This window comes from Paenibacillus selenitireducens (assembly GCF_002021565.1).
GTDB classification, from domain to species: domain Bacteria; phylum Bacillota; class Bacilli; order Paenibacillales; family Paenibacillaceae; genus Paenibacillus_K; species Paenibacillus_K selenitireducens.
In genome coordinates this window covers 40,337-52,890 of sequence record NZ_MSZX01000002.1, presented here as the reverse complement: position 1 = coordinate 52,890, position 12,554 = coordinate 40,337, and the positions used below count along the sequence as shown (strand labels likewise).

Genomic DNA, 12,554 nt, shown 5'->3' with positions numbered 1-12,554 from the left:
CTTATTATGACCTTTCTCTAGAATGTTATTCTTAGATTTTTATCTGAAATAGATGGAGGGTATTTCCAATGACCAAATCCCTATCTCTCATGTTTGCCATCATCAATGTACTGCTCATGTTAGCCATTGCGATATCCATCAATTATAGCGTGTGGCTCGTCCTGCTATTCACGCTTATCTTGATTGGATTCCTAGGTTTCAGCTTTGCCACAAAAGCTCGATTAGATCGAAAAAAAGCGAAAGCAGAGTAACCCTCTGCTTTCGCTTTTTAACTTACATCTAACATCATCCTAAGATTGTTCGGGCAAAAATCCCATCCGCTCTTTCGCATCTCGTACGGTCTTCGCTGCAACGACAGCGGCACGTTCTGCTCCCTGACGCAAGATATTATGAATCTCACCGGACTCACGAATATCATGGTAACGTTGTTGAAGCGGTTCTAGCACGGAGACCACAACCTCAGCTAAATCCTTCTTAAACGCACCATATCCAAGCCCATCATACTTCGCCTGAACTTGATCCAACGTCAGATTCGCGCAGTGAGCGTAGATACTCATCAAGTTGCTGACCTCTGGCTTATTCGCAGGATCGTATTGTACTTCGCGACCTGAATCCGTTGTCGCACGGCTGAGCTTCTTCCGAATCACATCCGGCGGATCCAGCAGCGCAATAAAGCTTCCTTGGTTCGGATTGCTCTTGCTCATTTTTTTCGATGCATCGTCTAGCGACATAATTCGTGCCCCAACCTTTGGAATATACGGCTCTGGGATCGTGAAGTAATCTCCGTAACGTCCATTGAATCTGCCGGCTAGATCGCGGGTAAGCTCTAAATGCTGCTTCTGATCGTCTCCAACAGGGACAAGATCTGCATTATAGATTAGAATATCAGCCGCCATCAAAGCAGGATACACGAACAATCCCGCGCCTACGGATTCTTTTCCGGCGGATTTATCTTTAAATTGGGTCATCCGTTCAAGTTCACCCATTGAAGTTAATGTCGTTAACATCCAGCCGAGTTCCGCGTGTCCCGGGACATGCGATTGCATGAATATATTTGCTTTTGCCGGATCAATGCCTGCTGCTACATACAATGTTGCTACGGATTCAGACTGCTCGCGGAGTGCTGCCGGATCCTGTGGTACCGTAATGGCGTGCATGTCGACAACCATGAAATAACATTCATGATCTTGTTGAAGTTTTACGAAGTTTTGAATAGCTCCGATGTAGTTCCCGAGCGTCAATTGACCGCTGGGCTGAATTCCTGATAATACGCGTTTCATCTCTTTCATCCTCCTTAGTCCTTAAAAAAAATACAAAAAGGCCCCTCGCCGCAAGGGACGAGAGACCGTGGTGCCACCCTAATTATTCATCGACATACATGCTTGTATCTGCCGAAGAATCTTTCGAAATCCGTAACGTGGATAAGACGGCCGGCATACTTCATATAGGCACCTTCTGGTGCATCTATGGTTCTGCGCTCAGCGCTCCAGGGGCCATTCGGCGGACGTGACACACCGGTTTGCATCAACCACCGGCTTTCTGGAGCATCACTTGTCTGCTTACTTATCCCTGTCATTGCTTTCTCGTTATATTAGCGCTAATAATATCAAGCGACGGATGAAAAGTCAACGTCACTGATGGCGAACTTCATTATCATTTATCGCTTGAATCTGGTATGATAAAAAGAGATGTTGTTGGTTAAAGTTAAGATAAGAAAAAGGAGTTGAGCACGCTTGTATCAAGTGACTAAGGGACAATGGAATGGACAAGCTACATACATCCTACACAGTGATCAATTGGAAGTTACCCTGCTTCCCGGACTAGGGAATAACGTCATTCGCATTTGGGATAAAGTGCTGAACCGCGATGTGCTGCGTAAACCAGAAGAATCCGATTTTGATTTTTACATGCAGAAACCCTATCATTTTGGTATCCCGCTTCTCATCCCGCCAGGTCGTATCCGCCGTGGTAAATTTGAATATGCCGGTGTTCAATATCAATTTGATCAAAATACAGCAAACAATAATCATATCCATGGATTGCATCGGACGCAGTCATGGAAAGTGACAGATTTGCAGGAACAAGATGACTATTGCTCCATTACGACGACTTTCTACACGAAAGACGACCCGAACTGGGTACGCCAGTATCCTACGCCGTTGAAGCTCGAGATGGTGCTCGAGTTACGCGGCGCAGAACTCAAGCAAACGCTGCATACACAGAATCTAGGAGAGCAAGCTGCTCCATTTGGTTTCGGTGTTCATACCTGGTTCATGATTGACGGAGAGCCTGATAAATGGACGGTGCAAGTCCCTGTCGACGCGATTTATGAATTAGATGATGAATTGATTACAACGGGTGAAGTTGTCGGTCTTGAGCCGTTTGAAGGGCTACCGAACGGCATGAATTTAAAAGGTACGAATTTCGACACGGTCTTCCGCGTCACGAAGGGACAGCCTGTGGAAGCGCGCCTAACCCGCGAAGACGGTCTGAAGCTGATCTACAGTGCCAACCAACCCTACTTTAAACACTGGGTCTTGTATACTAAAGGTAAAGCCGATCAATTCGTATGTTTAGAGCCCTATACGTGGTTAACCGATGCCCCTAACTCGAAATTCGGCAGCGACGTTACCGGCTTAATTGATATCCAACCGCAAGAGCAAGTCGAACTGGTCATTCATCTAAATATCGAACATCCTTAACGGAACTTAAAATAGAATGCACAAAAAAAAGCAATGCCGTATCCTCTCACGTAAAAGTGATGGTACAGGCATTGCTTTTCTTTTTCTATTCTTCGACGCCGTAGATCCGTTCGATGCCCAGCTCGTTAAATACGCTATCCATTCGAGGGTCTAACGGAACATCCGTCACACAAGCATGAAGCTCCGATAAAGGGGCGATCGAGAACAAAGAAGCTTTGTTCACCTTCGTTCGATCAAACACAGCAATCGTATGTTTTGCCCGGCTCATGAGCATTCTTCCTGTTTGTGCTTCCAGCTCAGAATACGTCGTAATTCCTTGTTCTGCAGAGATGCCGTCCACACCGATGAACAGCTTCTCAATATTTAAATGCATGATCGTCTTCTCCGCCAACGGTCCGCATAGCTCAAAGCTCTTATTCCGCATGACACCACCGACAACAACAACCTGAATTCCTTCACTATCGGCAAGCTCCATGGCGATATTTACGGCATTGGTCACCACGGTCACACCTTGACGCGATTTCAATTCGCGAGCGATCAGGAATGTCGTCGTTCCGCCTGTGAGACAAATACTGTCGCCTTCTTCAATTAACTCCACAGCTTTGCGGGCAATAGCTTCTTTCTCCAGCCACAAATGCTGCTTCTTCTCGGCAAAAGGCATTTCTCGAACGGTAGAGATACCATCAAAGAGTGCGCCGCCAATGGTACGAATAATCTCGCCCTTTTTATCCAACAAATCAAGATCACGCCGCGCGGTTGCTTCCGAACAGTCAAATTGATCAATAATTTCCTGAATCGTAATGCGCCCTTGTTGTTTTAACAATTGTAATATAAGTTGTCTTCTTTGCTCGCCTTTGGAAGGATTCAAGCCTGCCATCAATACATCACACCTATAACATTAAATTTCAACAAACTGCGTTAAATTACGCGGATCATCTGGATTAAGTCCTAATTTCATGGCCGTATAATAACCATTATACTGAATCCATGGTAAGTATAGCACACTTCTAGCTTCATCGCTTATCGATGCCCCGCCCACTTCCACAACGAGATCCGCGAATGCCGTATCATCGCCAGCCGCAGCCGTAACGATGACAAGCGTTGCGCCGTAGCCTTTCATTTCACGAGCTACCTTGAGTTCATATTCACGAGCTGATTCCGACAATAATAGAACAACCTGTGCCCCTGGCTCAATAATGGATTTCGGACCATGACGGAATTCGAGTGTACCGTACGCTTCGGTCCATGTGCATGTCATTTCCTTGAGTTTCAGGCAGGCTTCAAGAGATAGACCGCCGTATGCTCCCATACCCAAAAATACAGTCCGTGTAAAGTTATGGCTCTGAACCCATGCTTTCGCAGAGAGATCTGCTTCACGAACAATGACCGCATCCGATGCCAAGACTTGTTCTAATTCTTGTGTAAAGTTCGCCTTACCTGCAGCGACAGCGATCGCAGCTTGCATCATAAATGTCATGCTGCTGAGGGATTTCGTCATGACCGTACTCTTCTCTTTACCCAGCGGGGAAACAAGACATGCTGTCATTTGTGCCATTTTACTCGTCTCATGGCAAGTAATACCGCAATGATCCCAGTTGGATACGTCTTTAAACGAATCTAATGCAATAATGACCTCATGCGATTCACCAGAACGAGATACACCTACGATAAGAAGCTTCTTGTTCACATTTAAAGTCTGTTCACGGAATAAGAAAAGTTCGGATGATGGATATGCTGTTGCGCTGCGTCCTGTCCATTTGCGGAAGGTGGCTGCCATCGTTAATGCTTGATAATAGGAAGAACCTGATCCAATAAAAACAACTTCCTCATACGCTGAATTTCCTATATATTTGTTCACCCAATCTGACTGCTGTTGCAATTGTTCCCATGCGGATTGTAAAGCTTCGGCTTGAGCACTGATTTCGTCATAAGTTAGTTGACCTGCACCAATTGACACTGTTAATGTCCTCCTTTATAATCGAGTTAATGAAATTATAAATCATAATTTTGATTGTTTCAATCATTTTATTGGGAGGTAATCATCATGGGTCATTTGGTTTCATCAACAGGTATGCTGGAAGTTGCGCGTGCCAATGGTTACGGCGTCACCGCGTTCAACGTTCATACCTTAGAAATGCTTCAAGCGGTAGTCGATGCTGCGGAAGAAGCGCAAGCTCCACTCATTTTGCAAACAACGGTCGGTACGGTTAAACATTTAGGACCTGAATACATTGTCGCTGCCGCTCAAGTAGCTGCCAAACAAGCTTCTATTCCAATCGCCCTCCATTTAGACCACTGTACAGATTATGATTTGCTTGTCCAATGTATTCGTGCAGGTTACACCTCCGTCATGATCGATGCTTCTATGCATCCTTTTGAAGAAAATGTTCGCCGTACGGCGGAAGTTGTCCGTGTTGCTAAAGCTGCTGGTGTGAATGTCGAAGCGGAATTGGGTAAAGTTGGCGGTGTGGAAGATGACATTATCGTCAGCGAAGAAGATGCGCGGCTTGCCGACCCGCAAGAATGTGTGGAATTCGTAGAGCGTACGGGCGTACCTACCTTCGCACCTGCGATCGGCACGGCTCACGGTATCTATAAAGGAGAACCAAACATCGCATTCCATAAGCTTGAGCAAATCTACAACTTGGTTCAAGTCCCACTGGTTTTGCATGGCGGATCTGGTATTCCTGCCGATCAAGTACGTCGTTGCGTAGCCCTCGGCATGGGTAAAATGAATGTAGCGACGGAACTGCGTATCGCCTTCTCGGATGCGATCAAGCACATTTTCGAACAAAATCCGAATGAAAACGATCCGCGCAAATATATGGTTCCGGCGAAGGAAGCTGTGAAGAAGCTTGCCCTTGAAAAGATGCAGCTTACCGGTTGTATAGGACGTGCGAAAGATGCGTTCATCTAATCAACCTTCCCTCATCACGACCGTTACTTTAAATGCTGCCATCGATAAGACGTACACGGTACCATCTTTTGATTTCAATCATGCCTTTCGTGTCAACGATATGGTCGCTACCGCAGGAGGTAAGGGAATCAATGTCGCGCGTGTTGCTGCAACGTTGCAGCATCCTGTTATTGCTACTGGCTTTGTTGCTGGTTCGCAAGGACGCTTCATTACCGAAGGGTTAAACCGTGAGCATATCGCGCACGATTTTGTTGAAGTCGACGGGGAGTCCAGATTATGCATCACTATTCTCGATCCCGCGAAGCCGAACGAACAGACCGAATTGCTCGAGCCCGGACCCACGATCCAACCGGACGCAATTCAAGCCTTATCCTCGAAGCTGGAGCGGTTAGCCAAGGAATCAGCCTGCATGGTGTTCTCCGGAAGCCTACCGAAAGGATGCCCAGCAGATACTTATGCGCAGCTGATTCGCAATGTGCGAGCAACCAATCCAGACCTACGTATCATACTAGATACAAGCGGTGATGCGCTTGTCGCAGGATTAGAAGCCCGACCATTTCTGATCAAGCCGAATGAGCATGAAATCGAGAAGCTCGTAGGCAAACCTATTTCTTCTCCAGATGATTTAATCGATTGTATCGTTACATTAATGGAGCAAGGCATAACGTGTGTAGTTGTCTCGCTTGGAGAGAAAGGTTCCATCGCTGGGTATCAAGGGAAGCTCTACCGGGTGACATTCCCGCCATTGAAAATTGTGAATCCGGTTGGAAGCGGTGATTCCATGGTGTGTGGTATGGCCGTTGCCTTCGAGCGTGGGAATTCCATTGATGATGTCCTACGTCTTGGATCTGCATGCGGAAGTGCAAATGCGTTGATGGTCGGTGCTGGATTCGTACAACCCGAGGATGTTGAGCGACTATATCAGCTCGTTCATGTGGAGGAGATCCTTCGTTAACTTATTCTCCAATACACAGAAGAACACCTCCTTCACATCATCTAAAAAAGATGAGTCAAGGAGGTGTTCTTCTGTCCTATAAGAGTGCGATCGATATGTAAGATTTACTTCTAAATTACGAGTCCAAGTTCTTTTCCAAATAAGCCGTCCGCTGGTTCAAACGAATCATGACGTTCGCCATATTGTAATGCGATTCAAATTGTGCACTGACAACAAGCATCTTCTGCCGAACGGTAAAATCAAAACAAATTTCTCCATGGGTCCAACCCTTTTTAAAGCTAAGCGCCTCAATCGCCATATTGCGGAATGACTTCTGTTGTGCTGCGTTTAAACCCTTCTCCGCCTGCACTTCCGAGGAATCCTTGCAATCAATCGGGTTATGCCGAACTCCGAATTTCCCAATAGCATCATTACGAATCTGAACAAACGCAGTACCTGATGTTAGGGTCTTCAGTTCCTCACTTAATTCTCTAAAGACCATATCCATCTGTCGAGCCAGAGAAATACGTTCTAAATCCATCATGTCCCTCCTTCCATAATTGTAATCCTTTGTCGTATCTTGTAGGTCTTATTCCTCATTATACGGAAGAAATTTCCTTTTTTCAACAATTACATACAAGATATTGGAATATATTTTATATTGTTCCTGCATCTTATAGACCATTTCTGAAATCGCTGTTATAATATGGATTATTCCACAATTGAAAAGGAGCGTTCAAATGAACTGGTTCCAGACCTTATCCTTTAAGCACAAATTGCTCATTGGTTGCTACACCCTTGTAGGTATATTTTCACTTGCAACGATTGTCCTGCTTCTTACCGCAGGCGGTTCATTTGTACCAGGTTTAATTGTCATCGTCCTGCTCATTGCCGTGAGTTATCCGATTATCAATAAGCTTGAACGATTATTGACGGAACCCATTGAGAGTATTTCACGCGTGGCATTGAGCATTTCCAAAGGGGACTTTTCCAATAAAATCACGGTTACTTCAAATGATGCATTAGGCCAATTGGGGCATTCATTCAACAGCATGATTGATAAACTAAAAGAAATCCTTAATGATACATCGAACATTTCTCGTCATGTTGCCGATGCGAGCCGTGATATTTATTACAAGAATAACAACATGAAACTCGTCATGGAGCAAGTCGCCTCTTCGGCCAATGAACTTGCAACTGGCGCGACTGAAATATCCGAGGACGTCTCTTCCGTTTCTGATTCCATCAAGGAAATCGAGAACAAAATTTCTTCTTATGCGAATTCGACGAAAGCCATGAACACGCGTTCTGAACAAACCATCTCCCTTGTTGAGAAGGGTCGTACAGCAGTCGAAAGCCAGAGCCAAGGGATGGAGAAAAATATTGTTGCCACAGCCAATGTCGCATCTACGATTGAAGATTTGGCAAAGCAAGCTGACGGTATTACGAAAATCACCAAAACAATCTCTGAAATCGCCGAACAAACCAATCTTCTCTCCTTAAATGCTTCCATTGAAGCCGCTCGTGCCGGAGAACATGGTAAAGGGTTTGCAGTTGTTGCCCAAGAAGTTCGTAAATTAGCGGAAGAATCATCTGCATCCACCAAAGAAGTATTCACCCTTGTACGCGGCATTGAACAAGGGATCAAGAAAGCGATCTCGAACATTCAGACAAATGAAGATATCGTGAAAATTCAAACGGAATTGATCAAAGAAACCGAACGTGTATTTGCAGAGATCGTCAATAGTGTTAGATTTATTACAGAAGAGATCTACAATTTCTCCAAAGAAAGTGATACGATGTTAGAAGGAGCTCAGAAAATTTCGAGTTCTATCGTGAATATCTCAGCCATTACGCAGCAATCCGCTGCTGGTACAGAGCAAGTATCCGCGTCTATGAACGAACAGATCCATTCCGTTCTTGCCATGGTTGAGCAGACCGAGAAAATGCAACAAGTGGTCGTTCAATTGCAACGCACCATGTCTGTCTTTAAATTCTAAATACATATCATAGAACAGGACTGGTCCTCCAGTCCTGTTTTTGAATCTTTACAGAAGAAATGAGGACATCCGATATGCATACATCCTACGAAATTGTCGATGCAACCCTTCAAGATTTAGAACGCATTGTAGAAATCTATAATTCCACGATTGCTGGTCGAGTGGTCACGGCAGATTTGGAACCGGTCACCGTCGAGAGTCGCCAGCCATGGTTCGATGAACATTCGCCTGATTTCCGCCCGCTGTGGGTAATGAAGCAAGATGGTAACATCATGGCATGGCTTAGCTTCCAATCGTTCTATGGCCGACCTGCCTACAATGCAACTGCAGAAGTGAGTATTTATATCGCTGATGAATACCGTGGTCAAGGAATCGGTTCGATTCTGATTCATAAAGCGATCGATGCTTGTCCTGCCTTATCCATTGATACCCTGCTTGGCTTTGTGTTCGGTCATAATGAACCAAGCCTTGCTCTACTGAAGAAATTCGGATTTGAGGTATGGGGACATTTGCCGAGGGTTGCTAAGTTAGATGGAGTTGAAAGGGATTTGATTATTGTTGGGAAACGGATTTAAACTGTACGAGCTATGGAGGAAGGATAATCCTCAGTTAGGGGAAGGAATGTCTCGTTCCAGCCGCTTCTTGTCCGCCCATTGCTTTGGATTGGATGTTATGGATGCAATGGGCTACCAAAGATCGGACGTAAACTCTTCCACGAGACATTCCTCCTCCCCTGGCCGTGGATGATCCTTCCTCAGATATCGAACAATCCAAGAGCACAATCCTAAAATCCCTTTGGGGATAGGTAGTAAAAAAGGAGGCAGTCATGTGACTGTCTCCTTTTCGTATAACTATATATCCAGACATCGTACGTATTACTTCGTCATCTCCAAGAACTCATGCACATCGGCAACGGCCAAATCCACAGCCTTCTGCCAGAAATCCGGCTTCGTCAAGTCCACGCCCAAATGCTTCTGCGCCAACTCCTCCACCGTCATCCGACCTGTATCCCGAAGAAGATCGATGTACCGCTGCTCGAACGCTGCTCCTTCTTCTTGCGCCTGCGCGTAGATCCCCGCACTGAACAAGTATCCGAATGTATACGGGAAGTTATAGAACGGCACCTCCGTAATATAGAAATGAAGCTTCGCTGCCCAGAAATGCGGATGGTACTCTGACAACGCATCACAGAATGCTTCTTTCTGCGCTGTCACCATTAATTCATTCAATTCTTCGACACTTACTAAGCCCTCTTTGCGTTTCGCATAGAAGCGCGTCTCGAATAAGAACCGAGCATGAATATTCATGAAGAATGCCACAGAACGTTGGATTTTATCCTCTAATAAAGCCAACTTCTCGTCCTCATTTTTCGCTTCCTTCACCGCGGAATCCGAGAGAATCATCTCCGCGAATGTGGATGCTGTCTCCGCAACGTTCATTGCATAATCTTGCGACATCGCAGGCAAATCATCCATCACGAATTGATGGTATCCATGCCCAAGCTCATGCGCAAGTGTTGACACGTTCGATGCCGTACCTGCATACGTCATAAAGATGCGCGTCTCTTTGCTCACAGGTAAGGAAGTACAGAAACCGCCTGGGCGTTTGCCTGGACGATCTTCCGCTTCGATCCAACGGTTCTCGAATGCCTTGACCGCGAAATCTGCCATTTTTGGGCTGAATTTACGGAACTGCTCTTCAATCATGCGAGCCCCTTCATCATAGGAAATGGTCTGGCTGGAAGAACCAACAGGTGCTTCAACATCCACCCAACTTAGACGTTCTGTGCCCAGAAGCTTTGCTTTACGATTAAGATATTCCACAAAGACGGGTTTGTTCTTCACGATGACATCCCACATGACATTTAACGTCTCTTCCGACATGCGATTGATAGCCAGCGGTTCCTTCAGAATCTCGTCCCAGCCGCGTTTCTCATACAGCTTCAGACGGAATCCAGCCAAATGGTTCAAGGCATCGCCACAGAAATCTTCTTTTTCACTCCAAGCTTCTTCCCATTGACGGAACATGCGCGCACGTACTTCGCTGCTCCCATCTGACATCTTATTGGAAGCTTGCCCTGCAGATAAATTCGTAGTTTTGCCGTTTTCTTCCCAAGGGATATGTATGCTGCTAACAATCGTATTGTATAGTTCTCCCCAAGCATGGTAACCATCTACTGCAAGGTCTCCAGCCAAGGCTTCAAGCTCAGGAGCTAGCTTTTCTTTGGCCAATTCACGACGTTCATTCAAATTGAAGGCAATTGGAGCGGTTGCATCTGATTTCAGCCATGCTGCCCAGACTTCTCCATCCATCGCGCTTAGCAGCTTATCGAATACGGTAAGAACGGATAGCAGCTGTGCATTTATCGTACTAATCCGGCCTATGAGCATGATAGCCTTCTTATCCGCTTGGTTCTCGGCTGTTAGGCAGCTTCCGAACGAATTTGCTTCACGTGTACGAAGCGTAATATATTGCAGTTGACCCAGAGCCTCTGTTAACGCGCTTGTCTCGCTTACGGATTGGGGCGTTGCTAGACTTTCTAGATGACTGCGCAATGCCGCGATATCTTGTTCAAGGCTTTGTAGAAATCCAATAAATTGCGGTGATGAAGAACCACCTGGAAAAATTGAATCCAAATTCCATGTTTGTTGTAACGGTTGTTGCATGATTTTATCACCTGTCCTTTTGTACACATCCTATGAATGGTATACTATATTATGAGCTTTTTGATTTCATAACATGTAGCAAGTTTTATTGTTCCAAAAAGGAGGAACCGTATGAAACCATTACAAATATCGCCGGATACAGCCATTACATTATCCAAGAAACTTAACGTGCCGCTTGAGCATTTGATGCATATGCCTCAGCATATCTTGATGCAGAAGATCGCAGAGCTTGCCAAGTCAGAGGCCGAACCTCAAGCGAAATCGGAAGAGGATCAAGCATGATTCCATTCCAGAATACCTGGCCGTACGAGCAGCTTATGAACGATATTTATATCCATGAATGCCCTTTTTGCGGTCAAGAGAATGTCTTACTACCGATGAAACCCAAGGAGCTTCAAGAAATTCACGAAGGTAAGAAAAAGTTGCTCGTCTTTCCTTGCTGCAGCCACCGCGTTACACTCGTCGATACGGACAGAGATTACTTGTTAGCCTCTGAACCCTTGCGAGGAAACCGTTAGTACAACATAGCAAAGCCGCACATTACAGCAGAATGCGCACATTGATGTCATTCGAGCTGTGAGGAGCGGCTTTTTCTGTATAACAACATAGGATTGCAATTAGTTCGTTTTCGTTGTTTCTTGCATTTCATCCGGTAATTCCACTTTTTTCTCTAACATTTCTTCCCGCAATACAGCCCACTGCTCTCTAGAAGCCCGAATCATCGCAGAATCCATAATCTTCTTATCATTAATCACACGAGAAAACCATTTCACGGCTTCATGGTAGTTGCCTATACGGCGATACAGCTCACCTATTAAGTATAACAGTCTAGCTTGATTCGAGCCAACACCATCTTGCTCATAGACGCGAATATATTCTTCGAGCGAGAATTGAAGGAATCGTTGTTCTTGTTGCTTATTCTCTTTGTATCGGTAGAGCCAAGCAATATGATGCAGCAAGCTTGCAATTAACCGACTCGAATCTTTGATGGTCTGAGCGCACAACAATGCGAGCTGATACGTCTCTAGAGCTTTATCCCAATTTCGTTCGCCACCGTAGTCTCGTTGGATCCAGCGCGACTGGATTTGCGTCTTAAAGTCATGTCGTTGTATTTCATTTAAGGATAACGTTGAATTCTCAGTCGATGCATACCCGCAATTGGGGCATACTCGAACGACATAAAAATCTGGATTTGCCTGTTTGTAATGCGCGCAAAAATCTGAATCCGTCATATAGGCTTTCTTCAAACTTTGGCGGACGCGGGATGTGCGAAATTCCATTTCACAATAAATACAGGTCACTTTGATTTGATAAAGCGGTTCAAGTGTCATGTGC

The 12,554-nt window shown here is 45.3% G+C and carries 14 protein-coding genes and 1 other annotated feature; of the genes, 8 read left to right on the top strand and 6 right to left on the bottom strand.

The window, feature by feature from the left end:
* The first annotated feature begins 68 nt into the window (after positions 1-68).
* Entirely contained in the window at positions 69-251 is a 183-nt protein-coding gene (locus BVG16_RS04410; RefSeq protein ID WP_078497345.1) for a hypothetical protein, read from the top strand.
* Between the two features lie 39 nt (positions 252-290).
* Here the strand turns inward: BVG16_RS04410 and trpS are convergent, their stop codons facing one another.
* Entirely contained in the window at positions 291-1,280 is a 990-nt protein-coding gene (trpS, locus tag BVG16_RS04405) for a tryptophan--tRNA ligase (RefSeq protein ID WP_078497344.1), read from the bottom strand.
* 50 nt (positions 1,281-1,330) lie between these two features.
* Positions 1,331-1,585: a binding site (T-box leader), on the bottom strand.
* A 148-nt stretch (positions 1,586-1,733) separates the two neighbouring features.
* Here trpS and BVG16_RS04395 point away from each other — a divergent pair.
* Entirely contained in the window at positions 1,734-2,702 is a 969-nt protein-coding gene (locus tag BVG16_RS04395; protein WP_078497342.1) for an aldose 1-epimerase, read from the top strand.
* Between the two features lie 85 nt (positions 2,703-2,787).
* Here BVG16_RS04395 and BVG16_RS04390 read toward each other — a convergent pair whose 3' ends face one another.
* A complete protein-coding gene (locus BVG16_RS04390) occupies positions 2,788-3,579 on the bottom strand; it encodes a DeoR/GlpR family DNA-binding transcription regulator (protein ID WP_078497341.1) in 792 nt (263 codons plus the stop codon).
* 21 nt (positions 3,580-3,600) lie between these two features.
* Positions 3,601-4,659 (bottom strand): SIS domain-containing protein, encoded by a 1,059-nt coding sequence (locus tag BVG16_RS04385; RefSeq protein WP_078497340.1) that lies wholly within the window; start codon positions 4,657-4,659, stop codon positions 3,601-3,603.
* An 87-nt stretch (positions 4,660-4,746) separates the two neighbouring features.
* Between BVG16_RS04385 and BVG16_RS04380 the strand changes: the two genes are divergently transcribed.
* Together BVG16_RS04380 and pfkB are read left to right on the top strand one after the other, a co-directional pair.
* Entirely contained in the window at positions 4,747-5,619 is an 873-nt protein-coding gene (locus tag BVG16_RS04380) for a class II fructose-bisphosphate aldolase (protein ID WP_078497339.1), read from the top strand.
* On the top strand, positions 5,606-6,574 hold the full coding sequence (gene pfkB / locus BVG16_RS04375) for a 1-phosphofructokinase (protein ID WP_078497338.1): 969 nt from the start codon (positions 5,606-5,608) through the stop codon (positions 6,572-6,574). Before BVG16_RS04380 ends, pfkB begins: the two co-directional genes overlap by 14 nt.
* A gap of 115 nt (positions 6,575-6,689) precedes the next feature.
* On the opposite strand, the gene BVG16_RS04370 is transcribed toward pfkB, so the two are convergent.
* The gene (locus tag BVG16_RS04370; protein WP_078497337.1) at positions 6,690-7,097 is read right to left on the bottom strand and encodes an O-methyltransferase; all 408 of its coding nucleotides are present in this window, start codon (positions 7,095-7,097) and stop codon (positions 6,690-6,692) included.
* Positions 7,098-7,293: 196 nt separating this feature from the next.
* Between BVG16_RS04370 and BVG16_RS04365 the strand changes: the two genes are divergently transcribed.
* Together BVG16_RS04365 and BVG16_RS04360 are read left to right on the top strand one after the other, a co-directional pair.
* Positions 7,294-8,553: a methyl-accepting chemotaxis protein gene (locus BVG16_RS04365; RefSeq protein ID WP_078497336.1), complete on the top strand. Its 1,260-nt coding sequence runs from the start codon at positions 7,294-7,296 to the stop codon at positions 8,551-8,553.
* A 74-nt stretch (positions 8,554-8,627) separates the two neighbouring features.
* Positions 8,628-9,128 (top strand): GNAT family N-acetyltransferase, encoded by a 501-nt coding sequence (locus BVG16_RS04360; RefSeq protein ID WP_078497335.1) that lies wholly within the window; start codon positions 8,628-8,630, stop codon positions 9,126-9,128.
* A gap of 300 nt (positions 9,129-9,428) precedes the next feature.
* On the opposite strand, the gene BVG16_RS04355 is transcribed toward BVG16_RS04360, so the two are convergent.
* A complete protein-coding gene (locus tag BVG16_RS04355) occupies positions 9,429-11,219 on the bottom strand; it encodes a M3 family oligoendopeptidase (protein WP_078497334.1) in 1,791 nt (596 codons plus the stop codon).
* Between the two features lie 111 nt (positions 11,220-11,330).
* Here BVG16_RS04355 and BVG16_RS04350 point away from each other — a divergent pair, with 111 nt between their 5' ends.
* Both BVG16_RS04350 and BVG16_RS04345 read left to right on the top strand, forming a co-directional pair.
* Positions 11,331-11,501 carry a YycC family protein gene (locus BVG16_RS04350; protein ID WP_078497333.1) on the top strand — a complete coding sequence of 57 codons (171 nt, stop codon included), beginning with the start codon at positions 11,331-11,333 and terminating at the stop codon, positions 11,499-11,501.
* Entirely contained in the window at positions 11,498-11,737 is a 240-nt protein-coding gene (locus BVG16_RS04345; protein WP_078497332.1) for a hypothetical protein, read from the top strand. The genes BVG16_RS04350 and BVG16_RS04345 overlap by 4 nt, the downstream gene beginning before the upstream one ends.
* A gap of 99 nt (positions 11,738-11,836) precedes the next feature.
* Here the strand turns inward: BVG16_RS04345 and BVG16_RS04340 are convergent, their stop codons facing one another.
* Complete coding sequence (locus BVG16_RS04340; RefSeq protein ID WP_078497331.1) at positions 11,837-12,550, bottom strand: DUF2225 domain-containing protein; 714 nt, start codon at positions 12,548-12,550, stop codon at positions 11,837-11,839.
* Positions 12,551-12,554: the final 4 nt, after the last annotated feature.

Coding starts and splice junctions, on each gene's coding strand:
- BVG16_RS04350 (WP_078497333.1), top strand. CDS start 11,331: ATGAAACCATTACAAATATCGCCGGATACAGCCATTACATTATCCAAG.
- BVG16_RS04410 (WP_078497345.1), top strand. CDS start 69: ATGACCAAATCCCTATCTCTCATGTTTGCCATCATCAATGTACTGCTC.
- BVG16_RS04380 (WP_078497339.1), top strand. CDS start 4,747: ATGGGTCATTTGGTTTCATCAACAGGTATGCTGGAAGTTGCGCGTGCC.
- BVG16_RS04360 (WP_078497335.1), top strand. CDS start 8,628: ATGCATACATCCTACGAAATTGTCGATGCAACCCTTCAAGATTTAGAA.
- BVG16_RS04340 (WP_078497331.1), bottom strand. CDS start 12,550: ATGACACTTGAACCGCTTTATCAAATCAAAGTGACCTGTATTTATTGT.
- BVG16_RS04355 (WP_078497334.1), bottom strand. CDS start 11,219: ATGCAACAACCGTTACAACAAACATGGAATTTGGATTCAATTTTTCCA.
- pfkB (WP_078497338.1), top strand. CDS start 5,606: ATGCGTTCATCTAATCAACCTTCCCTCATCACGACCGTTACTTTAAAT.
- BVG16_RS04370 (WP_078497337.1), bottom strand. CDS start 7,097: ATGATGGATTTAGAACGTATTTCTCTGGCTCGACAGATGGATATGGTC.
- trpS (WP_078497344.1), bottom strand. CDS start 1,280: ATGAAACGCGTATTATCAGGAATTCAGCCCAGCGGTCAATTGACGCTC.
- BVG16_RS04365 (WP_078497336.1), top strand. CDS start 7,294: ATGAACTGGTTCCAGACCTTATCCTTTAAGCACAAATTGCTCATTGGT.
- BVG16_RS04390 (WP_078497341.1), bottom strand. CDS start 3,579: ATGGCAGGCTTGAATCCTTCCAAAGGCGAGCAAAGAAGACAACTTATA.
- BVG16_RS04345 (WP_078497332.1), top strand. CDS start 11,498: ATGATTCCATTCCAGAATACCTGGCCGTACGAGCAGCTTATGAACGAT.